Annotated in this window: 19 protein-coding genes; 2 read left to right on the forward strand and 17 right to left on the reverse strand. The window is 64.7% G+C overall.

Features of this window, described 5'->3' with window-relative positions; all coding sequences use genetic code 11:
* Positions 1 to 97: 97 nt before the first annotated feature.
* Genes MTX21_RS22905 through MTX21_RS22915 form a run of 3 tightly spaced genes read right to left on the reverse strand, consistent with a single transcriptional unit; the run spans position 98 to position 2,702 of the window.
* Entirely contained in the window at positions 98 to 511 is a 414-nt protein-coding gene (locus MTX21_RS22905) for a Rieske (2Fe-2S) protein (RefSeq protein WP_280966938.1), read from the reverse strand.
* Positions 511 to 1,620, reverse strand: coding sequence for an amidohydrolase family protein (locus MTX21_RS22910; RefSeq protein WP_280966939.1), 1,110 nt, complete (start codon positions 1,618 to 1,620; stop codon positions 511 to 513). The genes MTX21_RS22905 and MTX21_RS22910 overlap by 1 nt, the downstream gene beginning before the upstream one ends.
* A gap of 23 nt (positions 1,621 to 1,643) precedes the next feature.
* Complete coding sequence (locus MTX21_RS22915) at positions 1,644 to 2,702, reverse strand: amidohydrolase family protein (RefSeq protein ID WP_280966940.1); 1,059 nt, start codon at positions 2,700 to 2,702, stop codon at positions 1,644 to 1,646.
* Positions 2,703 to 2,857: 155 nt separating this feature from the next.
* On the opposite strand from MTX21_RS22915, the gene MTX21_RS22920 reads away from it, so the two are divergent.
* The gene (locus MTX21_RS22920; protein WP_280966941.1) at positions 2,858 to 3,340 is read left to right on the forward strand and encodes a CinA family protein; all 483 of its coding nucleotides are present in this window, start codon (positions 2,858 to 2,860) and stop codon (positions 3,338 to 3,340) included.
* 292 nt (positions 3,341 to 3,632) lie between these two features.
* On the opposite strand, the gene MTX21_RS22925 is transcribed toward MTX21_RS22920, so the two are convergent.
* The 13 genes from MTX21_RS22925 to MTX21_RS22985 form a co-directional block, all read right to left on the reverse strand.
* Positions 3,633 to 3,908 carry a DUF1488 family protein gene (locus MTX21_RS22925; protein WP_280966942.1) on the reverse strand — a complete coding sequence of 92 codons (276 nt, stop codon included), beginning with the start codon at positions 3,906 to 3,908 and terminating at the stop codon, positions 3,633 to 3,635.
* 142 nt (positions 3,909 to 4,050) lie between these two features.
* Positions 4,051 to 4,677, reverse strand: a complete 627-nt coding sequence (locus MTX21_RS22930) for a tetratricopeptide repeat protein (protein WP_280966943.1) — start codon at positions 4,675 to 4,677, stop codon at positions 4,051 to 4,053.
* 139 nt (positions 4,678 to 4,816) lie between these two features.
* A complete protein-coding gene (locus MTX21_RS22935; protein WP_280966944.1) occupies positions 4,817 to 6,319 on the reverse strand; it encodes an AMP nucleosidase in 1,503 nt (500 codons plus the stop codon).
* A gap of 216 nt (positions 6,320 to 6,535) precedes the next feature.
* A complete protein-coding gene (locus MTX21_RS22940; protein WP_280966945.1) occupies positions 6,536 to 7,870 on the reverse strand; it encodes an HlyD family type I secretion periplasmic adaptor subunit in 1,335 nt (444 codons plus the stop codon).
* Positions 7,867 to 9,615: a type I secretion system permease/ATPase gene (locus MTX21_RS22945; RefSeq protein WP_280966946.1), complete on the reverse strand. Its 1,749-nt coding sequence runs from the start codon at positions 9,613 to 9,615 to the stop codon at positions 7,867 to 7,869. Before MTX21_RS22945 ends, MTX21_RS22940 begins: the two co-directional genes overlap by 4 nt.
* 259 nt (positions 9,616 to 9,874) lie before the next feature.
* Positions 9,875 to 10,144, reverse strand: a complete 270-nt coding sequence (locus MTX21_RS22950; RefSeq protein WP_279373246.1) for a GlsB/YeaQ/YmgE family stress response membrane protein — start codon at positions 10,142 to 10,144, stop codon at positions 9,875 to 9,877.
* A gap of 424 nt (positions 10,145 to 10,568) precedes the next feature.
* On the reverse strand, positions 10,569 to 11,546 hold the full coding sequence (locus MTX21_RS22955) for an ABC transporter ATP-binding protein (RefSeq protein WP_280966947.1): 978 nt from the start codon (positions 11,544 to 11,546) through the stop codon (positions 10,569 to 10,571).
* Complete coding sequence (locus MTX21_RS22960; RefSeq protein ID WP_280966948.1) at positions 11,543 to 12,958, reverse strand: amidase; 1,416 nt, start codon at positions 12,956 to 12,958, stop codon at positions 11,543 to 11,545. The genes MTX21_RS22955 and MTX21_RS22960 overlap by 4 nt, the downstream gene beginning before the upstream one ends.
* Positions 12,955 to 13,152, reverse strand: a complete 198-nt coding sequence (locus MTX21_RS22965; protein WP_280966949.1) for a hypothetical protein — start codon at positions 13,150 to 13,152, stop codon at positions 12,955 to 12,957. Before MTX21_RS22965 ends, MTX21_RS22960 begins: the two co-directional genes overlap by 4 nt.
* Positions 13,149 to 14,210, reverse strand: a complete 1,062-nt coding sequence (locus tag MTX21_RS22970) for an ABC transporter ATP-binding protein (protein ID WP_280966950.1) — start codon at positions 14,208 to 14,210, stop codon at positions 13,149 to 13,151. The genes MTX21_RS22965 and MTX21_RS22970 overlap by 4 nt, the downstream gene beginning before the upstream one ends.
* Positions 14,211 to 14,213: 3 nt before the next feature.
* Positions 14,214 to 15,116 carry an ABC transporter permease gene (locus MTX21_RS22975; RefSeq protein WP_280966951.1) on the reverse strand — a complete coding sequence of 301 codons (903 nt, stop codon included), beginning with the start codon at positions 15,114 to 15,116 and terminating at the stop codon, positions 14,214 to 14,216.
* Positions 15,117 to 15,119: 3 nt separating this feature from the next.
* Positions 15,120 to 16,073 (reverse strand): ABC transporter permease, encoded by a 954-nt coding sequence (locus MTX21_RS22980; protein WP_279373252.1) that lies wholly within the window; start codon positions 16,071 to 16,073, stop codon positions 15,120 to 15,122.
* A 191-nt stretch (positions 16,074 to 16,264) separates the two neighbouring features.
* Complete coding sequence (locus MTX21_RS22985; protein WP_280966952.1) at positions 16,265 to 17,923, reverse strand: ABC transporter substrate-binding protein; 1,659 nt, start codon at positions 17,921 to 17,923, stop codon at positions 16,265 to 16,267.
* Between the two features lie 215 nt (positions 17,924 to 18,138).
* Between MTX21_RS22985 and MTX21_RS22990 the strand changes: the two genes are divergently transcribed.
* Positions 18,139 to 19,734: an ABC transporter substrate-binding protein gene (locus tag MTX21_RS22990; protein WP_280966953.1), complete on the forward strand. Its 1,596-nt coding sequence runs from the start codon at positions 18,139 to 18,141 to the stop codon at positions 19,732 to 19,734.
* Positions 19,735 to 19,843: 109 nt separating this feature from the next.
* Here MTX21_RS22990 and MTX21_RS22995 read toward each other — a convergent pair whose 3' ends face one another.
* Positions 19,844 to 22,075 carry an adenylate/guanylate cyclase domain-containing protein gene (locus MTX21_RS22995; protein WP_280966954.1) on the reverse strand — a complete coding sequence of 744 codons (2,232 nt, stop codon included), beginning with the start codon at positions 22,073 to 22,075 and terminating at the stop codon, positions 19,844 to 19,846.
* Positions 22,076 to 22,134: the final 59 nt, after the last annotated feature.

A 22,134-nucleotide genomic window follows, 5' to 3' on the forward strand; every position in this document is an offset into this window, starting at 1 on the left:
AGCATCGAGCCCGGAATCCATAGTGCCACAGCAGCGCTACGAGAAATGGATTCCGGGCTCGCCTCTTCGAGGCGCCCCGGAATGCGGGGGGTTGGGGTTACAGCTCCACCACCACGTAGTCGCTCTCGACCCGCACCGGGATCGTCTCGGCGACGTACGGTCCCTTCACCACGTTGGCGCCCGGCTCGACATGGGCCGGATACGCCTTCACGCGGAAGCGGCGGGGGTCGCAGTAGGATTGTCCCGTGCGGACGTCGAACTCCCATCCATGCCAGGGGCAGCGGATGATCTCGCCCAGCTTGGTGTATTCGATCTCGCCGGGGTCCTTTGACTGCGCGAGCCCGATCAGCGGCCCTTCGCACAGCGCCGCGCCCTGGTGCGGACAGCGGTTCAACAGGCCGAAATATTCGCCCTTGATGTTGAAGACCGCGATCGGCCGGCCGTCGATCTCCAGGAATTTCCGCGTACCGGGCGGGAGCTCGTCGACCGGCGCAATCACATGACGCGCCATCAATCGATTCCGTACAGCTTCCGCGCATTGCCCAGATAGAACGCCTCGCGATTGGCATCGCTCACCCCCGGCGGCAGCACACGCGAGGGCTCGTCATAATCCCAGTGCGGATAGTCGGTGGCGAACAGGAGCCGGTCCCAGCCGATCCACTTGATGACGTCGAACAGATCCTCGCGCCGCTCCGGATCCTCCATCGGCTGCGTGGTCCACCACACCTGTTCGCGGATATATTCCGATGGCGGCCGCTTCACATGCGGCACCTCGCTGCGCAGTCGCTGCCAGGCCTTGTCGAGCCGCCAGGCGAGCGACGGCGCCCAGCCGAAACCGGCCTCGATCATCACCATCTTCAACTTCGGGAAGCGCTCGAACACGCCCTCCAGCACGAGGCTCGCAAGTGCCGATTGCTGGCACTGCGAATGGCCCACCATCTCCTCGATGTAGTAACTCGGCCAGCCCGAAGGCGTGATCGGGTTGCCGCCGAAGCCGAAGGCGTGGACGCCGACGGGTAGGCCGGCCTCTTCCGCAGCCTGGTAGATCGGCCAGTATCGGCGCTGGCCGAGCGGCTCGACATTGCGGCTGAGCAGCAGCACCTGGACGAAGTTCTTGTCACCCGCGCGCTCGCGGATTTCGGCAGCGGCCGACAGGCCGTCCTCATTGCCGACGACGATCGAGGCCTTCAGCCGCTTGTCCTTGCTGGTCCATTTGTCGATCTGCCAGTCGTTGATCGCCGAGCACAGAGCGGCCGAGAGCTCGTGATTGCGGATGCCCTGTCCGGCGTTGAGCGGATTGAGCACCCCGAGCTGCACGTTGTTGGGATCGAGATGCTGCGTCTGCATGAAGGAGAGCGAGGAACCTTGCGGCCCGCCCTCTGGCGGATAGGCGTCGCGGCGCGAAGCGTTGGGCTGGGCTTTCGGGTAGGGCGGGCCTTCCATCATGCCCTGATAGGCATGAACGCCGTAGATCTCGAGATGATGCTGCCAGCGTTTGGCGAGGTAGGGATAGAGTTCGGTCCGGGTCGCGCGCGCCGGGTGGATGTCGCAGTCCGCGATCGCGGTTTTGGCGGTCAGGGGGGAAGCGGCTTCGGAGCTCTCGCGGAACTGGATATTCATCGCCTTGCCTCCTTTGGCAGCGGCTAAGTCAGGCGGGGATAGGTTGCATGCGGATTGTCGATCATGATCTTGCGCACGAGATCGGGGGACAGACCTTCGGGCAGCGCAGCCTGGCCGTCGAACTGCCAGTGCGGATAGTCCGTGGAGAATAGGACCAATTCGTCGGACTGCATATGATCAAACAGGCGAATTAATGTCGCCGGCTCTGGCGGCGCGTCAAATGGCTGTAACGAAAAGCGGATGTTGCTGCGCACAATTTCCAGCGGCGCGCGATCGACCCAGGGCGTCTCCATCCGTACGCCGCGCCAGAACTTGTGCAGGCGCCAGAGATAGGGCGGCAGCCAGGAGACGCCGGATTCCAGCATCACCATCTTCAGCCGGGGATGTCGGGCGAACACGCCTTCGACGATCAGGCTGGTGAGCTGGGCCTGGAACGCTTGGGCCTGACCGACATAATCCTCGATGTGATAGGAACCCCACCCGACCGCGGTCGGCGGATTGTGATAGGCGGAACCGGCGTGGACGCCGATGGGAAGGTCCAGCCGCTCCGCCGCCTCATATATCGGCCATAGCGCGCGCTTTCCCAGCGGCACGTCGCCCATCACCAGCATCAACACCTGCACGAAGCGCCGGTCCTGCGCGCAGCGCTCGATCTCGGCGACGGACTTCTCGACGCTTTGCGTCGGGATGACGATCGAGCCGCGCAGCCGCTTGTCGCGATCGAGCCACTCCTTCGCCAGCCAGTCGTTCAGCGCGCGGCAGAAGGCGGCTTGCATGTCCTCGGAAAACACCATCTGCACGCCGTAGAGCGGATTGCAGATGGCGTGGCTGACCTCGAAGGGATCGAGCACATGGCGCTGCATGTCCTCGAGACTTGAGCCGGGCTTGCCGGTTTCGGGACGCCAGTCGTCGCGCGCCGTGATCGGCGAGTTCTGCGGATAGGATTGCGAGACGAGGTCGACCATGCCGCGCGTCGTCACCTGGTCGCGCCAGTAGTCGTTCAGATAGGGCAACAGGCTCGTCAGATGCGGCACCGCCGGGTGCACGTCGCAATCCACACCGCCGGCGATCAGGGACGTCATGACGTCTCCTCTTCACGTTTCCTCTTCTCGCAGCGCTACTGCCGCGCCGTCCTGCGTCCGCCATTCAAGCAGGCCTGTTCGGCCCCTGCAACTCGGCCAAGGCCGCTGTCATATGCTAGGAAGGCGCAGCTCGGTTGCGGAGATGAGGTGCAGGAATGAAGGAGCTCATTGGCATTGCGGAACAGGTCGCCGCAAAACTGATCGCACGCAAACAGACCATTGCGGTGGCGGAATCCTCGACCGGCGGTCTGATCTCGGCAAGCCTGCTCGCGGTGCCGGGCGCATCGGCCTATTTCCTCGGCGGCGCCGTGGTCTACACGCGCGATGCGCGGCGCGTCCTGATGGATATTTCGGACGACGGCATGAAAGGCTTTCGGTCGGCCTCGGAGCCTTACGCAAAGCTCCTCGCCGAGCAAATGCGCAGCCGCTTCGGCTGCGACTGGGGCCTATCGGAGACCGGCGCCTCCGGCCCGACCGGCAACCGCTACGGCGATGCCGCCGGCCATAGCTGCATGGCGGTTGCGGGCCCTGCGGCGGAGGTGATGACCCTCGAAACAGGCAACAACGACCGCTTCGTCAACATGCAAACGTTCGCGGCGACGGCGTTGAAGTTGCTGCTGAAGAATTTGGAGCGGTGATCGCATCGCCACTCTGGTAAATCGACACGACATCACCCCAGATCGCGCTGTCATGCCCCGGCTTGCCGCCTTCGCTAAAGCTTCGGCGGCCGAGCACCCTCGTGGCCCGGCGTAGCCTTGGCGGAGCTGGGACCGGGGCATTTAGTACGCCGCGGCCTATCGATTCAATCACAACCGTCTCTGGAATACTGGATCGCCCGGTCAAGCCGGGCGATGACAGCGGAGAGTGAGGTGCGTCCATCCTCGATGTCGTTTTGGCTTTCACTAGGACGACGTTGGGAAGGCCTTGCGCCTACCTCCCCAAATGCCGCATGAAAATCCGCACCACATAACCCTTGAACCGCGGCGCCTCGTCGTAGAGATCTGACGCGATCCGTTCGATGGTCTCACGCAAGGACAGGAACTGCGCCTGGCGGGCGCTGCTTTCGGTGCCCTGCATGCCCGCAAGCTCATCCATGGCGGCATCGCTGATTTGACACTGCACGACGTCGCCGTCGTTTAGCATGGTGAAACGAAAAGCCAGCCGTTCCAGATCATGGCCCACGATCTTGTCGCGCGTCAGCGGCATCCAATTGTCCCGTTCGCGCCCCCGAACGGGACAATGCTGAAAATCTCGGCTCTTGTCACCATGCGCGCCAAGTGAGGTGGCAGTTATGCCGAGCGCCTCGACGGGTGCGCGCCCGCACGCGGCCCCACGAGCTGGCTCACCTTCAATAGACCAACGCCGTGCCGGTCGGCTTCTCCAGCGCAGCGGCCAACGATTTGTACTCCTCGCAATCCGTCCCGCAAATAGCGGCGATCCGGCTCAGATGATACAGCGCCTGCTCGCGATTGCCCTGCTCGAGCTGCCACAGGCCATAATACTGCCAGGTCAGCACGTGGTTCGGATCTGCTTTCAGTGCGCGCTCGTACCAGACCTGCGATTGCTTGTAGTCGCCGAGCTTGCGATAGGAGTAGCCAATGAGATTGGCGACATTCGGATGGTCGTCATGGCCGAGCGCCTTCAATTGCTCGATCGCGGCCGCGTAGTCGTTGCGCTCATAGATCGTGTCATAGGCCACGCGGTAGCCGGCCGCGAATGCCGGATCGCCGATGCTGGACTGATTGGTGGGCTTCTTGCCCCTATGGGTTGCCTTGGTGCCGGAGCGTCGCGGATAGGTCGGTTGCGGTTGCGCTTTCTGGTCCGAATAGGCACCGGCATAGGGATCGGTGTTGCTGACGCCACCGCCGCCACCACCACCGCCGCCTCCGCCACCGCCTGCGGCAAACGTCGGCGAAGCAAGCAGCGCCGCTGCAAACGTTCCCAGCACGACGACCCTGATCATCGCTGTGATCATTTCTGTCTCCTGTTTCGATCCAAGCGGCCCCGGACGACGTGATAACCCTGCCCTCGCGGCGATATTCCGCGATGCCTGCATGCTCACGGAGACGTCAGCATCCGTACGACAGTCCTTCTGCCCTTCCGACCACGGAAGACTACTGAAATGCCACCTCGGCGAAGCTGCGAAGCTTGCGCGAATGCAGTCTTTCCGATTCCTGCTGCTTGAGCCGCTCCAGCGCCTTCAGACCAATCTCGAGATGCTGGCCGACGCGGCGCCGGTAGAACTCGCTGGCCATGCCCGCAAGCTTGATCTCGCCGTGCAGCGGCTTGTCGGAGACGCAGAGCAGCGTGCCGTAGGGGACGCGGAAGCGATAACCGTTGGCCGCGATCGCCGCCGATTCCATGTCAAGCGCAACGGCGCGCGATTGCGACATGCGCCGGATCACTGCGGGTCCGCTGATTTCCCAATTGCGATTGTCAACGCTCGCCACCGTTCCCGTGCGCATCAGACGCTTGAGCTCAAACCCCTCGAGGCCCGTGACGTCACCGACCGCCTCCTCGAGCGCGACCTGCATCTCGGCCAGCGCCGGGATCGGCACCCACAGCGGCAGCTCGCGATCGAGCACGTGGTCTTCGCGCACATAGCCGTGGGCGAGCACGTAGTCGCCGAGCCGCTGCGTATTCCGCAAGCCGGCGCAATGGCCGAGCATGAGCCAGGCATGCGGACGCAGCACCGCGACGTGGTCGGTGACGTTCCGCGCATTGGACGGGCCTGTCCCGATGTTGATCAGCGTGATGCCGCGATAGTCGGGCGCGACGAGATGGAAGGCCGGCATCTGTGGCGTGCGCTCGGGCGCAACTCCGGTCGTTCCGCCGCCATTGCGCGTGATCACGTTGCCGGGCGCGACGAAGGCCTCAAGGCCGGCCTCGCCGGACTGGAGGCGCTGCTCACAAAACTGCGCGAAGGCGTCGACATAGAACTGATAGTTCGTGAAGATCACGAAGTTCTGGAAATACTCGGGATCGGTGCCGGTGTAGTGATAGAGCCGTCGCAGCGAGTAATCGACGCGAGCCGCCCGGAACAGGGAGAGCGGTTCGGGCGCCCCTGGCTGTAGCTCGAACGTGCCGTCGGCGATCGCATCGTCCATGGCGGCGAGATCCGGCACGTCGAACATGTCGCGCAGCGATCGCATGACAGGGAACGTCTCGCCGCTGGCGATGGCGGCTTCGATATTGATGTCGCGGCGATAGGCGAAGTGGATCGGGATCGGCTCGCTGGACTCGCCGATCTCCACGGGCACGCCATGGTTCTGGATCAAGAGCCCGATCTGCTCGGTCAGATAGCGCCGGAACAGGTCGGGCCGCGTCACGCTGGTCTCATGCACGCCCGGTCCCGCGACAAAGCCGTAAGACAGACGCGAATCCAGCCGTGCATGCGTCGCGGTGGTGACACGAACGAACGGGTAGTAGGCGCGCGCGTGCGTCGTGATCGTCTCGCCGTTGACATAGGCCTCGAACCGGTCGCGCAAGAATTTCGTGTTGCGTTCGTAGATCTCTTCGAGGCGGGCGACGGCGGCGTCCGCATCGTTGAAGGATTCGCTGGCGATGGACGGCGGGGATTGGATGGGAATGGGATGCATGTTGGCGCCAAGTTTCATTGAAGAGCCGCTTGGCGTCGGAGTATAGCAAGAATAAAGCCGCGCCGTCATTGCGAGCGCAGCGAAGCAATCCAGAATCTCTCCGCGGAGACAGACTGGATTGCTTCGCTGCGCTCGCCATGACGAGTGGAAAGCCGTGATTGCCGCCGGGACGGTCGGTGGATACGGCGCTGCGCGCCCTTGCCTACCCTACGAGATCGGAAATGACGCTGCGCGTCACTTCTCTCGGAAGGCGCGCATGAGCTGGTCGTGCAGCGGCTTCATCAGGTAGGACAGCATGGTGCGGTCGCCGGTCTGGACGAAGGCCTCGACCGGCATGCCGGGAATCAGCTTGACGTCGCCGAGGCGGGCGATCTCTTCCGGCGGCATCGAGACGCGGATGGTGTAGTAGCTCTGGCCGGTGCGCTGGTCGGTGGTGACGTCGGGCGAGACGCGGCTGACGAGGCCGTTGAGCTCGGGCGTGGTGCGCTGGTTGAAGGCGGAGAGGCGCAGCAGCGTCTTCTGGCCGATCTGGAGCTTGTCGATGTCGACCGGATTGACCTTGGCCTCGACCTGGAGATCGTCGGACTGGGGCACGATCAGCATCAGGGTATCGCCCGCGGTGACGACGCCGCCAACCGTATGCACGGTCGATTGCAGCACCATGCCGTCCTGCGGCGCGCGGATGTCAACGCGGCGGAGCTGGTCCTCGGCGGTGACCTTGCGCTCGATCAACTCGCCGATCTTGTCGTTGGTCTCGCGCAGATCCTTGGAGACCTCACTCACCATGTCCTTGTCGACCTGGATGATCTGGAGCTCGGTCTCGGTGATCTTGCCCTTGGCCTGCGCCCGCGAGGCGATGTATTGCGCGCGCTCGCCGTTGAGGCGGGCGGAGTCGCGCTCGAGCGTGGTGAGGCGCGAGAGCTGCACCAGATGCTTGTCGTAGAGATCGCGGACGCCGGTGAGCTCCTGCTGCACCAGGGCGATTTCCCTGTCCTTGGCCTTTTCCTGGGCGGAGAGACCTTCGATCTCCTCATTGAGCTGCTGGATGCGCTCGCGAAGCTGCGCCTTCTGGCCGGCACGGCCGTTGACGCGAACGTCAAACAGCTTGCTTTCACTGGCGATCAGCGTTCTGACGTCGGGATCGGCGACGCGATCGAGCAGCGACTGCGGGAACTGGATCTGGTCGAGGCCGCGCTGCTCGGCCTGGAGCCGCGCCGCGCGCGCCTGTGCGGCGTCGAGATTCTTGGTAACGATGGCAAGGTTCGCCTTGGTGACGGTATCGTCGAGCCGCACTACGATGTCGCCGGCTTTGACCACGTCGCCATCGCGGGCGCGCACCTCGCCGACAACCCCGCCGGTCGGGTGCTGTACCTTCTTGACGTTGGATTCGACGACGATCTGCCCGGGCGCGATCAGCGCACCCGAAATCAGCATCGTGGATGCCCAGCCGCCCAGCCCAACGGCCAGAATCAGCATGATCGACAGCCCGAGGATCAGGTGAAACCTGATCGAATGCCGCACGCCCTGCTTCGCGCCGGGCTTCGTGCCGCCAATCGTCATCGTACTCATGGCTTGGTCACTCCGCCCTCGCTGACGATCTTGATCGGCGCCGGCGGCGCGACACGGGGCTGCAGCACCTGGGCCAGCACCTGCTCCTTGGGACCAAAGGCCTGCACACGGCCATCGCGCAGCACCAGGATCTGGTCGACCGCCTCGACGCCGATCGGCCGGTGCGCCACGACGATGACGATGGCACCGCGTTCGCGCGCCGCGCGGATCGCGCGGGTCAGCGCCTCGTCGCCCTCGGTGTCGAGATTGGAGTTCGGCTCGTCGAGCACGATCAGGAACGGATTGCCGTAGAGCGCGCGCGCCAGCGCGACGCGCTGCGCCTGGCCTGCGGAGAGGGCAGCGCCCTGCTCGCCGACCTGCGTGTTATAGCCCTCGCGCATCTTGATGATCATCTCGTGCACGCCGGCCTCTTTGGCCGCGGCGATGATGCCGTCCGACGTCGCCTCGGGATCAAAGCGGCTGATGTTCTGCGCGATGGTGCCGCCGAACAGTTCGACGTCCTGCGGCAGATAGCCGATATGGCGGCCGAGCACATCCGACGACCATTGGTCCAGCGCCGCGCCGTCGAGCCGCACCTTGCCGCGGACCGGCTGCCAGACGCCGACGAGTGCGCGGATCAGCGACGACTTGCCGGAGCCGCTCGGCCCGATCACGCCGAGACCATTGCCCGCGGTCAGCGCGAAGGTGGCGTCCTGCACGATGAGGCGCTGATCGCCCGGCGGCACAATGGAGACGCCTTCGACCGACAGCCGGCTGGAGGGCACCTGCAGTTGCGTCGGCATCGCCTGCGCCGGCATCTGCTCCAAGAGCCGGCTGAGGCGATGCCAGCTCTGGCGGGCGGCGACGAAGGACTTCCAGTGCGCGATCGCGAGATCAACCGGCGCCAATGCGCGCGCCGCCAGGATCGAGCCGGCGATGATGATGCCCGCGGTCGCCTCCTGGTGGATGACGAGATAGGCACCGACCGCGAGCACGGCCGATTGCAGCATCATGCGCAGCACCTTTGCGACCGCACCGAGACCGCCAGCGATGTCGCTCGCGCGCTGATTGCCGGTGAGATATTTTTCGTTGGCCTCGCTCCAGCGCTGGTTCAGCCGGCCGGCCATGCCCATCGACACCAGCACCTCGGCGTTGCGTCGGCTGGCCTGGGCGAGATCGTTGCGCTGTGCGGCGAGCCCCATCGCCTCGCGCGCCGGCTGGCGCGACATGAACTCCGTGACCAGCGTCAGCCCCACCAGGATGATGGCGCCGATCAGCGCGGTCACGCCGATCAGGACGTGGAAGGCGAAACAGATGGCGAGATAGAGCGGCAGCCAGGGTAGATCGAAAAACGCGCTCGGTCCCATGCCGCCGAGGAAGGCGCGGACATTGTCGAGATCGCGAAGCGGCTGCAGTCCCTCGTTGCGGCCACCGATCATAAGCGGCAGGCGCACGATGGTGTCGAACACGCGCTTGTTGAGAGCTTCGTCGAGCGCGGTGCCGACCCGCCCGAGGATGCGCCCGCGGATCATGTCGAGCACGCCCTGCGCGATATAGAGGCCGCCGGCCAGGATGATCAGGCCGACCAGGGTCGGGATGCTGCGGCTCGGCAGCACCCGGTCATAGACCTCCAGCATGAAGATCGACCCAGTCAGATAGAGCAGGTTGATCATGCAGCTCATCAGCCCAACGCCAATGAACGCCGTGCGACAGGCGCGCAAAGCGTCACTGAGCTCTGAACGGCGAAAGCCGGGAACGGCTGCCATCAGTCTGATCTCTTTCGGGTAATGGGCGAAGCCCCTGATCTAAAATGCAATTTCAGGGCTACTTGACCCGGATTAACACCGCGTTTTCGGCCCTTGTCCAATGCAGTCAATAAATCCTAGAAACTGGTACTTCATCATCTACCCCGACCGCGCACGTGCGCAAGTCCGGAATTTCACAGGCTCGCGGCTTTTTCTTCCAAGCTTAACGGCCCTCCCCAGCCTGCAAGCGGCGCCGGGTTCCGACTTGCCAAGCCTCCCGCTAAAGCCGGCCACCGCCGCGGAGCAGCCGCACAACCAGCAGCAGAATGACCGCGCCGATGGCGGAATAGACGATCTCGGACACGAGGCCGGTGCCGAGGCGAATGCCGAGCTTCGGAAACAGGAAGCTCGCCACCAGTGCGCCGGCGATGCCGACCACGATGTCGCCGATGATACCGAACCCGGTCCCGCGCACCACCTTGCCGGCCAGCCAGCCCGCGATCAGGCCGACGAACAGGATGACGAGCAGGCCTTCATTGGAAATGTACATGAGTGAGGTCCCTCTCCGCGAACGGCCTCATGGAACCGGAACGGCGATGAATGAGGTGTGAATGTGCTTCACCTTCGTCCGGTTGCCCCTCAAACAAAAATCGCGAAAACAACCCCATGCAAAGTAGACCGGCACTCGCCGGGATGCGCCCGGTGAATTGTGACAAGTCCATCTTGGCACAAGAGATTTTTCTGTCCTGGCGCAGAAGATTTTCGAAGTAAGGAGCGGGCGAAGTAAGGCGCGCACTTCTCTCTCATTCCCTCCCTCCTTGCGGGGGGAGCGGCAGGGAGGGGGTAGCCACGAACTCCGATCTCGCTTGGGGCTACCCCCTCCCCAGCCCTCCCCCGCAAGGGGGGAGGGAGCGCAGCGTGCGTTGGGCTGCACTTCAGCTCAAATCGACCAGGTCATATCGACAACAAGCTCGCTACGAAGCTGCTGTCACCGCCTCCGCCAGCACGCACCTTGCCGCCCTGCCGGGTGCCACCTCCACATTCGGCGGCAGTTGCTGCAGGCAGCGCGGCTGGGCCGCGGCGCAGCGGGGGGCGAAGGAGCAGTTGTGCGGCTTCTCCGCCAGCGAGGGCGGGGCGCCCGGGATGGTCTCGAGCCGCTGTCCGCGCCTCGCGCCGTGGATGGTGGAGGCGAGCAGGCCCTTGGCATAGGGATGCAGCGGCGCGCGGACGATGTCGCGAAGGCTGCCCTGCTCCACGATCTGGCCGGCATACATCACCGCGACGCGGTCGCAGATCTCGATTGCGACGCCGATGTCGTGGGTGACGAAGATGACGGACATGCCGAACTCGCGCTGCAGCTCGCGCAACAACAGCAAAATCTGGATCTGCACGGTGGCATCGAGCGCGGTGGTCGGCTCGTCCGCGAGCAGGATCTTCGGCCGGCAGGCCAGCGCCAGCGCGATCATCGCACGCTGGCGCATGCCGCCGGACATCTCATGCGGATAGGCGTCCAGCCGGCGTTTGGCCGAGGGGATGCGCACGACCTCGAGCATCTCGAGCGCGCGCGCCCTGCCCTCCGCAAAACTCTTGCCTTCATGGCGCACCACGCTTTCGGCGATCTGCGCGCCGATGGTGTAGACCGGATCGAGCGCCAGTGCAGGCTCCTGGAAGATCATCGAGACGGTCTGGCCGCGGAAGGCGGAGAGCTCCTCGTCGTTCATCGCGAGCACGTCGCGGCCCATGACGTTGACGCGGCCGGAGATCTGCGTGCGCTTTCTCGGCAATAGCCGCATCAGCGCGCGCAGCGTCACGCTCTTGCCCGAGCCGGACTCGCCGAGCAGGCCCAGCACCTCACTGTTCCCGAGCGAGAGGCTAAGGTCGTTCACGGCGAAGACCGTGCGCTCGCCGGTAAAGCGGATGTTGAGGCCTGAGATCTCGACGAGCTTTGTCATGACGGCAGTTTCGGTACCCGGTCGTGGTAATCGGTCACGCGCTGGAAGGCGGCGCCGATGGTGAGCAAGGTCGCCTCATCGAAGGAGCGACCGATGAGCTGCATGCCGATCGGCAGGCCGCTTTGAGTGAAGCCGGACGGCACCGTCAGCGACGGCAGGCCGAGATAATTCACCGGACGGGTGAACAGCGTCAGCCGCTGCAACAGCGCCGGCGCGTTCGGTCCGCCGCCGACGTCGCTCTCCGCAATCGTCGGCGCTGGCACCGGCGAGGCCGGCGCGATGACCGCATCGACGTCAGCGGTTGCCGCATTGTGCGCGGCGAGCGCCGGCCCGCGCCAGCGCATCGCCTCCAGATAGGTGATGGCGGGAACGGCGAGCCCGTTCTGCAGGCGCATCAGGACCTGCGGGCCATAATCCTGCGGCCGCTCGATCATCCAGCGCTTGTGGAAGGCGGCGGCTTCGACGGCGAGAATGAGCTGGCTCGCCGCGGACAATTGCCGCTGGTCCGGCAGCTCGACCTTGATGATGTCGGCGCCCTCGCGCTTGAGCACCGCGATGGTCTCGTCCAGCACACGCGCGACCTCGCTGTCGAGATCGTCGACATAGAACGACGCGGGCACGCCGATCTTCAGGCCCTTCAGCGAGCCCTTCGTCGCGACGACATAGTCCGCGAGCGGCTCGTGGCTTGCGGTCGGGTCCTCGGGATCGGGGCCGGCGATCAATGCCAGCAGCAACGCGCAGTCCTCGGCGGTGCGAGCGAGCGGGCCGACCGTGTCCAGCGACTGCGACAGCGGCATCGCGCCGGCGCGGCTGACGCGACTCCAGGTGGTCTTCAGCCCCGTGACGCCACAGAAATGCGCGGGCATGCGGATCGAGCCGCCGGTGTCGGAGCCGAGCGCGGCATAAGTGAGCCGCGCCGCGACCGACGAGCCGGAGCCCGACGAGGAGCCGCCGGTGATGTGCGCGACATTCCAGGGATTGCACACCGGGCCGTAGTGGCTGTTGTGGCCGGTCGGGCCGTAGGCGAATTCGGCCATATGCAGCGTGCCGAGCCGGACCTGGCCGGCATCCTTCAGCCGCTGCAAGGCGGTCGACGTGGTGGTGGCGACGAAGTCGCGGCGGATCAGCGAGCCGCAGGTCGCGACCTTGCCGGCATCGTAATACATGTCCTTGTGCGCGAGCGGCACGCCGTGCAGCGGGCCGCTCACTTCGCCTTTGGCCAGCGCGGCGTCGGCGGCATCGGCCGCCTTCAGCGCCGCCTCCGATTCGATTGCCATGAAGGCATTGAGATGCGGTTGCCACTGCTCGATGCGATGCAGCAAGGCCCGCGTCACCTCTTGCGAGGACACCTGCTTCAGCGCGATCGCACGCGCGACCTCGGTGAGCGTCATCAAGGCGGGCTCGGTGCTCATTTCGAAACCTTCACATGCTGCGCGACCACGTAAAGCGCGGGCTCGAGATCGAACGGCAGCGTGCCGGCGATAGCCGCGAAACCTTCGAAAGCCGGTCCGATCGAGTTGGAGATGCGCGTCGCGATCTCGTCATCCACGGCAATGCCGGCCACCTGCGCCGTCGCCTTGATCTCTTTTGTCGTTGGTCTCGTCATGCAAGTTCCTCCCTCGGCGCGCGGCTATGGCCTGAACCCGGGATCGCCATGTAGCACGCGGCCTCGTGGCCCATCTTATCGAGCGCGGTGAGCTTTGGTGTAGCTTTTGCGCAGAGCGGTTCCGCAAACGGGCAACGGGTGTGGAAGCGGCAGCCCGACGGCGGATCGATCGGATTGGGCGGATCGCCCGTGATCGGCGGCTTCTCGGTGCGCCTGTCAGGGTCGGAGGACGGCATCGCGGCGAGCAGCGCGCGTGTATAGGGATGCGCGGGTGCGTCCCAGACCTGGTCGACCGGGCCGAGCTCGACAACCTCGCCGAGATACATCACCAGCACGCGATCACTGATGTAGCGCACCACGTTGAGGTCGTGGCTGATGAAGAGATAGGTCAGGCCGAACTCGCGCTTGAGATCGGCGAGCAGGTTGAGCACCTGCGCCTCGACCGATTTGTCCAGCGCGGAGACGGCCTCGTCCAGGATCACCAGCCGCGGCGACAGTGCCAGCGCTCGCGCGATGTTGACGCGCTGGCGCTGGCCGCCGGAAATCTCGTGCGGATAGCGGTTGGCGAAATTTTCCGGCCGCAAGCCCACCTTGCCGAGCAGCTCGCGCGCCAGCGCGCGCGCCGCGCTGTCAGCCATGCCGTGGACCTTCGGGCCGAAGGCGATCGACTCCTCGATCGTCAGGCGCGGATTGAGCGAGGCATAGGAGTCCTGGAACACCATCTGCATGCCGCGGCGCAATTCGCGCAAGGACAGCGACCGGCCGACGGTCATGCCGTCATAGACGATGTCGCCGGCATCGCGCGGCATCAGATGCATCAACAGCCGCGCGGTGGTCGACTTGCCGCAGCCGGACTCGCCGACGATGCCGACCGTCTCGCCCTTGGCGACGGAGAAGGAGACGTTGTCGACGGCGCGCACGGTGCGCTTGGCGCTGAACAGCTCGCCGCGAACCGGAAAATGTTTTGTCAGGCCGCTCACCCGCAGGAGCGGCTGCGCCACGCCGCCGCGGTCTTCGACCGGCTCGAGCATTTCGACAGTGGTGGTGGTTTCGCTCATGGCCTAGTTCCTGATATCCATGGCGCTGCGCAGGCCGTCCGAGAGCAGGTTGAAACAGATCGAGACCGCGAAGATCATCGCGCCGGGAAGCGCGGCGACCCAGGGATTGACGTAGATCGCGGTGCGCAGCGTGTTGAGCATCAGGCCCCATTCCGGCTCCGGCGGCTTGGTGCCGAGGCCGAGGAAGGAGAGCCCTGCGGCCAGGATCATCGAGACCGAGATCAGGCTGGTGGCATAGACGAAGATCGCGCCCAGCACGTTGCCGAGGATGTGCACGCGCATGATGGTGAAGGGACCCGCGCCGGAGGCGCGCGCGGCCTCGACGAAGTCCATGTTGCGCACGCCGGTGGTGACGCTTTCGGCGACGCGCGTGATCTGCGGCACGAACACGATGGTCAGCGCCACGATGGAGTTGAGGATGCCGGCCCCCAACGCGCCGGAGATCGCGATTGCGAGCAGCACGGAGGGGAAGGCGTAGAACACGTCGACCGTGCGCATGATCGCGGTGTTGAGCCTGCCGCCGACATAGCCGGCAATGATGCCGAGCGAGGTGCCGATGCCGATGGCGAGAATCACGGGCAGGATGCCGATGACGAGCGACAGTCGCCCGCCATAGATCAGTCGCGCCAGCATGTCGCGGCCGAGCTCGTCGGTGCCGAGCGGATAGCCGGGCGTTGCGATGTGACGGAGACGGCGGATCATCGAGCCCTTGTAGGGATCCTCCAGCCCAAGCCACGGCGCGAGCAGCGCCGAGAGAAAGATCAGGAGCAGCACCAGCGCGCAGGCGATGCTGACCTTGTCGCGCAGGATGCGGCGGCCGACGGTCGCCCAATAGCCGCGCGCCTTGGTCGCCGGCGCGGCCTGAAGTGCCGCATCGCTCGTCGCGGACAACGGAAGCTCGCTCATCGGCTAGCCCCGCTTGATGCGCGGATCGATCGCGGCCTGCGCGATATCGACCAGCAGATTGAGGAAGACGAAGAACAGCGCCAGCACCAGGATGGTGCCCTGCAGCAGCGGCAGGTCGCGCTGGAAGATCGCCGAATTCAAGAGGAAGCCCGAGCCCGGCCAGGAGAACACGGTCTCGATCAGGATCGAGCCGCCGAGCATGTAGCCGAGCTGCAGCCCCATCACCGCCAGCGCCGTGGGCGCCGCATTCTTGATGACGTGGCGGAACACCCCTCGCTCGCGCAGGCCTTTTGCGCGCAAAGCCTCGACGAAGTCCTGCGAGAGAATATCGCCGGTGAGTGCACGCACCGTGCGGGTGACGATGCCCATCGGGATCACCGACGTCGTGATCGCCGGCAGAACCAGGTATTTGAGATGCGCCCAGTCCCAGGCCCAGGCGCCGGAACCGCCGGGACCGGCGCCGACCGCGGGCAGCCAGTTCAGCTCGACCGAGAAGATGATGACGAGCAGCATGCCGAGCCAGTAATGCGGCACCGAGACGCCGGCGATCGCAAAGGACGTCGCCAGCTTGTCGATCCAGGTCTCGCGGAAATAACCGGCGATCAGGCCGAACAACAGGCCGAGCGTGAAGCCGATGATGGCCGCCGCAATCGCCAGCGTGACGGTGTTACCGACCGCGCGCATGACCTCGGCAAGCACGGGACGCCCCGTCGCGATTGAGTTGCCGAGATCGCCATGCAGCGCGCGCAGCAGCCACAGTCCGAACTGCACCGGCAGCGGCCGGTCGAAGCCGTAGGCGGCGCGAAGCTGCGCCGCGAGCTCCTGCGAGGCGTCGGCCGGCAGCACCGCCACCAGCGGATCGCCCGGCGTGATGTGCACGAGCAGAAAGCACACCAGCGCCACGCTGATGACGATCGGGACGACGTAGACGATGCGTCTGGCGATATAGGCGAGCACGTTTGGTTCTTTCTTCCTTCTCCCCTTGCGGGAGAAGGTGGCGCGAAGCGCCGGATGAAGGGTTCTGTCCGCGGGTGCAGTCATTTCGAACGAGGGGTCCGCATCCGCGGAGGGAGACCCCTCACCCGGCTTCGCTTTGCGAAGCCACCCTCTCCCACAAGGGAGAGGGTGCACCGGTCGTGTTGCGCGAGCTACTGCGTCATCGAGATCGGCGAGAAATCGACGAACCAGCTCTTGGGCTGCACGAAGCCCTTGACCTTCGGACTCATCGCACGCGGTGCGACGTCGTGGGCGACGTAGAGGAAGGCCGCATCGTCGACGGAGGCCGCGTGCAGTTCGGCGAGCGCGGCGTCGCGGGCGGCGGGATCGAAGGTCTGCCGCGCCTTTTTCACCAGCTCATCGAACTTGGGATTGTTGATGAAGCCCCAATTGTTCGAGACCGGCGGCGCCATGCCCGATTGCAGGAAGCGCACCAGCGCAAAGAACGGGTCCATCGCCGCATAGGTGACGTTGGTGGCGTTGGAGCCATTGGCGCTGGGATCCTTGGCGCCGCGCCGCCAGTTGGTGAACAGCGTATTCCACTCGATGACGTCGAGCTGCACGTCGAAATAGCACTCGGCGAGTGCCTGCTGCAGATATTCGTTCATCGGCAGCGGCAGCATCTGGCCCGAACCGGATGCCGAGGTCTGCACCTTCACCGTCAGCTTCTTGTTGGGGCCGTAACCTGCTTCCTGCATCAGCTTCTGCGCTGCCGCCTTGTCGTACTTGATCTGGAACGTGGGATTGCCGCGCCAGGGATGGCCGGGCTCGAAGGTGCCGGTCGCCGGCACCATCAGGCCGGCAAGCAGCCCATCCTTCAGGCCTTCGCGGTCGACGCAGAGGTTCGCCGCCTTGCGCACGCGGATGTCATTCCAGGGTGAGCCTTCGACGCGCGAGAACTGCCAAGGCCAGACATGCGGCTCTTCGTTGGAATAGAGCACGAAGCCGCGCTGCTTGATCTCCGGCAACGCATCCGGCGCCGGCGCCTCGACCCAGTCGACCTGGCCGGAGAGCAGCGCCGCGGTGCGCGCATTGGCTTCGGGCATCGGCAAGAGCACCATCTTGTCGACCTTGGGCACGCGCGCCTTGTCCCAGTAGCTCGCGTTCTTGACGAGCTCGAGCCGCTCGCGCGGCGTGAAGCTCGACATTTTCCAAGGTCCGGTGCCCGAGGCGTCCTTGGCGAACGCGGCCCAGGCTGCTTGCGACTTCGCCTTGGCGTCGGCGCCTTCGGCGGCATCATAAAGCTTTTGCCACTTCGCCGGGCTCGCCATGAAGAGATTGGTGAGGTTGATCGGCAGGAAGCTGTCGGGCTCCTTGGTGGTGAGCTCGACGGTCATGTCGTCAATTTTCTTCGCGGAGGCGAGCGTGGGCATGCGCGAGGCGGTAACGCCGACCTGGCTCGCGTCGAATTGCGGCGCGTCCTGCTTCAGCACCTTCTCGACATTCCACACCACGGCGTCGGCGTTGAACGGCGAGCCATCATGGAAGGTGACGCCGGGACGCAGCTTGAATATCCACTTGGTCTTGTCGGCATCGTCGACCTTCCACTCGGTGGCAAGGCCGGGGATCACCACGCTCGCCTTGTCGGCGGAGGACAGGTCCCAACCGGTGAGCCCGTCATACATCGTGAGGCCGGTGAAGCGGTTGCCCTCAAAACCCTGATCGGGCTGGCCGAGCGTGCGCGGAATATCGGCAGCGGTCATGCCGATGCGCAGCACGGTTTCGGCATTGGCAACGCGCGGCCATGTGGCCGCCGTGCCGAGCGCGAGCACCGCGATCAACGCCGCGCGAGAAGTCTTCTTAATAAGCATCGCCTCAATCCTTTTCCGGCTTTCGATGACTATTTTTGATGCAATCGTATGCAATGGCTATGCCAATGGGGAAACTTATTCTGCAAATTGCCCATGCGACGACAAGTCCTTGTGATCGCGCGCCGCTAAACGCGTCGCGCTGCATATTCTGGCATCGAGCTTGCAAGTTTGGCCCCGATTTCTCCCTTCTCGATTCTCCCTTGGAGCCTTGGGCCATGCGTATTCGATCATCGATTTGCCTCGCCGTGCTTGTGCTGGCGTTCTCTGCAATCTCGGCGCGCGCCGAAACCGTGGTGCGCTACGGCATCTCGATGGCGGATATTCCGCTGACGACGGGCCAGCCCGATCGCGGTGCCGGCGCCTATCAGTTCACGGCCTACACGATCTACGATCCGCTGGTCGCCTGGGAGATGGACGTCGCCGACCGGCCCGGCAGGCTGGTGCCGGGGCTCGCCACCGAATGGAAGGTCGACGACAACGACAAGACCAAATGGCGCTTCAGCTTGCGCAAGGGCGTGAGGTTTCACGACGGCAGCGAGTTCAATGCCGATGCGGTGATCTGGAATCTCGACAAGGTGCTCAACGACAAGGCGCCGCAATTCGACAAGCGCCAGAGCGCGCAGGTGAAGACGCGCCTGCCCTCGGTCGCGAGCTACGCCAAGATCGATGACTTCACGGTGGAGATCACGACCAAGACGGTCGACTCCTTCTTTCCCTATCAGATGCTCTGGTTCCTGGTGTCGAGCCCCGCGCAGTACGACAAGCTCGGCAAGGACTGGGACAAGTTCGCAAGCCAGCCCTCCGGCACCGGCCCGTTCAAGCTGACAAAACTCGTGCCGCGCGAGCTCGCGGAGCTCACCAAGAACCCGGACTACTGGAACAAGAAGCGCATTGCGAAGGTCGATAGAATCGTGCTGGTGCCGATGCCGGAAGCGCTGACGCGCACCAACGCGCTGCTGGCCGGGCAGGTCGATCTGATCGAGACGCCGGCGCCGGACGCCGTGCCGCAGCTCAAGGCGGCCGGCATGAAGATCGTCGACAACATCACGCCGCATGTCTGGAATTATCATCTCAGCGTGCTGCCCGGCTCGCCCTGGACCGACATTCGCCTGCGCAAGGCGCTCAACCTCGCGATCGACCGCGAGGGCGTGGTCGGCCTGATGAACGGCCTCGCCAAGCCGGCGAAAGGTCAAGTCGATCCGTCGAGCCCGTGGTTCGGCAAGCCGAGCTTCGACATCACGTATGATCTCGCTGCTGCCAAGAAGCTGGTCGAGGAGGCCGGCTACTCCAAGGACAAGCCGCTGAAGACCACCTTCATCATCGCCCAAGGCGGCACCGGGCAGATGCTGTCGCTGCCAATGAACGAATTCCTGCAGCAGAGTTTCAAGGAAATCAGCATCGACATCGACTTCAAGGTCGTCGAGCTCGAGACGTTATATACGCATTGGCGCAAGGGCGCGGCCGACGAAATGAACGCAGGCATCACCGCCAACAACATCGCCTATGTCACCTCGGATCCGCTCTACGCCATCGTACGCTTCTTCGCCTCCGACCAGATCGCGCCGGTCGGCGTCAACTGGGGCGGCTACAAGAACCCGAAGGTCGATGCGCTGATCAATGAAGCCAAGCAGACTTTCGACACCGTCAGGCAGGACGATCTGATCGCACAGGCGCATGCCCTGATCGTCGACGACGCCGTGCTGGTCTGGGTCGTCCACGACACCAACCCGCACGCGCTGTCGCCCAGGATCAAGCAGTTCGTCCAGGCGCAGCACTGGTTCCAGGACCTGACCACGATCGGGGTGGAGTGAGGGAGTTGAGGCACATCGCAACCACAAATAACTCTGTCGTCCCGGCGCAGGCCGGGACCGACACCTTGCTTTAGGCTCCTGCGGAGCTCACGCACGCAGCGCAGCCCCGCTACTTCGTCAGCAGCGCATAAGCACCGGACCAGCCGTCGGGGGGTGGATTGAGCTGGAAGTCCTTGATGCGCGCCTCGTAAAGCTTGAACAGCTTTTCCAGCGTGTCGGCGTCCTCGCTGCGACGGCCGCGCTCGATCGCGCCGAGCGCACCTTGCCAGTTGCGGCTGCGATAGCAGCCGAGCATCTCGATGGTGATGTTGCGGAGGCGCTGGAAGGCCGCCGAGTGCATCACGTCCTCGCGGCCGGCGATCGCATAGATGACTTCCGGCTCGGTCTTGCCCTTGACCATGATGAAATCGAGCTCGAGGATCGCGAACTTGTCCTTGGCGGCGAGCGCGGTCGAGGAGCCGACGATGATCGGGAATCCGTATTCCTTCGATTGCCCCTCCAGGCGCGAGGCCAGGTTCACGCTGTCGCCGAGCACCGAATAGTTGAACTTGCGGTCCGAGCCCATATTGCCGACCACGCCGATGCCGGTGTTAAGGCCGATGCCGACATTGAGCGGAATGTAGACATGGCCGCCCTCGGCGGCCTCCTGTTCGCGCTCCTTGTTGACCATTTCGATCTGCTCGAGCATCCGGATCGCGGCCTCGCAGGCATTGATCTCGTGCTGCGCATCGTCGAGCGGCGCGTTCCAGAACGCCATGATGGCGTCGCCCATATATTTGTCGATATAGCCCTTCTGCTCGATGATCACGTTGGTCAGCGGCGTCAGGAAACGGTTCATCAGGGCGGTTAGCCCTTGCGGATCGTGCTTGTAGGTTTCCGAGATCGTGGTGAAGCCGCGCACGTCGGAGAACATGATCGTCATCTCGCGCTCCTCGCCGCCGAGGACGAGCTTTTCCGGCGCGAGCGCGAGCTGCTCGACCAGAACCGGCGACATGTATTGCGCGAACATGCCGCGGATCTGCACGCGCTGGCGCTGCTCGCGGACGAAGCTCGCGAAGATCAGCGTCAGATAGATCGCGGTGGTCGACAACAGCGGATAGGTGAAGTCGATGAGGTAGCGGTACCGCGCGTAGAAGAACCAGGACACGCCGATCAGGATGGCCGCGAACATCGCACCCGCGAGCACCAGCCGCACGGGTCCCAGATTCGGCGTGAAGGCGATGACGAGGAGGCCGATGACCAGCGCCGCGAGCAGCTCGACGCCGAGCGCGTAGTTCGGCAGGGAGATGACCGCGCCGCTCAGCACGCTTTCGAGCACCTGGGCATGGATCTCGACGCCCGGCATCGTGGACGACACCGGCGTGGTCTTGATGTCGTTGAGCCCGACCGCGGAGGTGCCGATCAGCACCAGCTTGCCGGAGATCCTGCCGGGCGACACCTTGTTGTCAAGCACGTCGGCCGCCGAGACATAGATCGAGGGATCCTGGCGGGCATAGTGAACCCAGAGCTGGCCGTTCTTGTCGGTCGGAATCTCGAGGCCCTTGAGGCGGACCGCCCTGATCCCGGTCTTGTCGGTCCTGACCAGGAGCGTCGGCGTGCTGGTGACAACCCGCAGGATCTCGAGGCTGAGCGAAGGCATGATGTTGCCTTGCGCGCGCATGATCATCGGCACGCGGCGGATCAGGCCGTCACGCTCGGTCTTGATGGTGAACAGGCCGCGGCCGGCCGCCGCCGTCTCGATGATGGGCACATTGCGCAGCAGGCCGGGGAATGCGTACAGGAAGCGCTCGGCGCCCTCCTCGCCGACCGTGGCGACGCCCGTGAAGGGAAGTGTCTTGTCGATCTCGGCGGTCGCAGCCGGCTGTCCGGTCTCGCCCAGCACCACGCGCGAGCGCTTGATGGCTTCGGAGAGGATCTGGTCGTTGGTCGGCAGCTCGCGCAGCTTGGCGCGGGTGACGTCGTCCAGATAGCGCATCTGGCTCGCGACAATGTCCGGATTGAGCCGGTCGGCCTCGGAGAACACGACGTCGAACCCGATCGCCACCGCGCCGAGGTTGGTGAGGCCGAGGATCATGTCCGCGATCCGCGTGCGCGGCCACGGCCACTGGCCGAGCCTGGCCAGGCTCTTGTCGTCGATGTCGACGATGGTGACCGGCCGCGCCGTCTTATGGCGCGGATCGATGAGCTGAAACATGTCGAAGGTGCGTAGGCGCAGCTCCTGGATCGGCGGCGGATCCCAGAGGCGAAGCCCGGCGAATCCGATCAGCAGCGCCAGGCACATCAGCCGCGCAAAGCCGAACTTCCGCGCGAACCACCGCCGCAGGGTCTTAAAGCGCTTCATTCTGGTCGGACTTCCTGTCCTGCGTCACGCCACAGGCCCCGATCATGGCGCCTAGTCGC

Origin of the sequence: Bradyrhizobium sp. ISRA430 (assembly GCF_029909975.1) — a bacterium.
Lineage (GTDB): Bacteria > Pseudomonadota > Alphaproteobacteria > Rhizobiales > Xanthobacteraceae > Bradyrhizobium.

Excerpts from the sequence above, each read along its gene's own strand:
- MTX21_RS22905 (WP_280966938.1), bottom strand. The coding sequence starts at position 511 with ATGGCGCGTCATGTGATTGCGCCGGTCGACGAGCTCCCGCCCGGTACG.
- MTX21_RS22910 (WP_280966939.1), bottom strand. The coding sequence starts at position 1,620 with ATGAATATCCAGTTCCGCGAGAGCTCCGAAGCCGCTTCCCCCCTGACC.
- MTX21_RS22915 (WP_280966940.1), bottom strand. The coding sequence starts at position 2,702 with ATGACGTCCCTGATCGCCGGCGGTGTGGATTGCGACGTGCACCCGGCG.
- MTX21_RS22920 (WP_280966941.1), top strand. The coding sequence starts at position 2,858 with ATGAAGGAGCTCATTGGCATTGCGGAACAGGTCGCCGCAAAACTGATC.
- MTX21_RS22925 (WP_280966942.1), bottom strand. The coding sequence starts at position 3,908 with ATGCCGCTGACGCGCGACAAGATCGTGGGCCATGATCTGGAACGGCTG.
- MTX21_RS22930 (WP_280966943.1), bottom strand. The coding sequence starts at position 4,677 with ATGATCACAGCGATGATCAGGGTCGTCGTGCTGGGAACGTTTGCAGCG.
- MTX21_RS22935 (WP_280966944.1), bottom strand. The coding sequence starts at position 6,319 with ATGAAACTTGGCGCCAACATGCATCCCATTCCCATCCAATCCCCGCCG.
- MTX21_RS22940 (WP_280966945.1), bottom strand. The coding sequence starts at position 7,870 with ATGAGTACGATGACGATTGGCGGCACGAAGCCCGGCGCGAAGCAGGGC.
- MTX21_RS22945 (WP_280966946.1), bottom strand. The coding sequence starts at position 9,615 with ATGGCAGCCGTTCCCGGCTTTCGCCGTTCAGAGCTCAGTGACGCTTTG.
- MTX21_RS22950 (WP_279373246.1), bottom strand. The coding sequence starts at position 10,144 with ATGTACATTTCCAATGAAGGCCTGCTCGTCATCCTGTTCGTCGGCCTG.
- MTX21_RS22955 (WP_280966947.1), bottom strand. The coding sequence starts at position 11,546 with ATGACAAAGCTCGTCGAGATCTCAGGCCTCAACATCCGCTTTACCGGC.
- MTX21_RS22960 (WP_280966948.1), bottom strand. The coding sequence starts at position 12,958 with ATGAGCACCGAGCCCGCCTTGATGACGCTCACCGAGGTCGCGCGTGCG.
- MTX21_RS22965 (WP_280966949.1), bottom strand. The coding sequence starts at position 13,152 with ATGACGAGACCAACGACAAAAGAGATCAAGGCGACGGCGCAGGTGGCC.
- MTX21_RS22970 (WP_280966950.1), bottom strand. The coding sequence starts at position 14,210 with ATGAGCGAAACCACCACCACTGTCGAAATGCTCGAGCCGGTCGAAGAC.
- MTX21_RS22975 (WP_280966951.1), bottom strand. The coding sequence starts at position 15,116 with ATGAGCGAGCTTCCGTTGTCCGCGACGAGCGATGCGGCACTTCAGGCC.
- MTX21_RS22985 (WP_280966952.1), bottom strand. The coding sequence starts at position 17,923 with ATGCTTATTAAGAAGACTTCTCGCGCGGCGTTGATCGCGGTGCTCGCG.
- MTX21_RS22990 (WP_280966953.1), top strand. The coding sequence starts at position 18,139 with ATGCGTATTCGATCATCGATTTGCCTCGCCGTGCTTGTGCTGGCGTTC.
- MTX21_RS22995 (WP_280966954.1), bottom strand. The coding sequence starts at position 22,075 with ATGAAGCGCTTTAAGACCCTGCGGCGGTGGTTCGCGCGGAAGTTCGGC.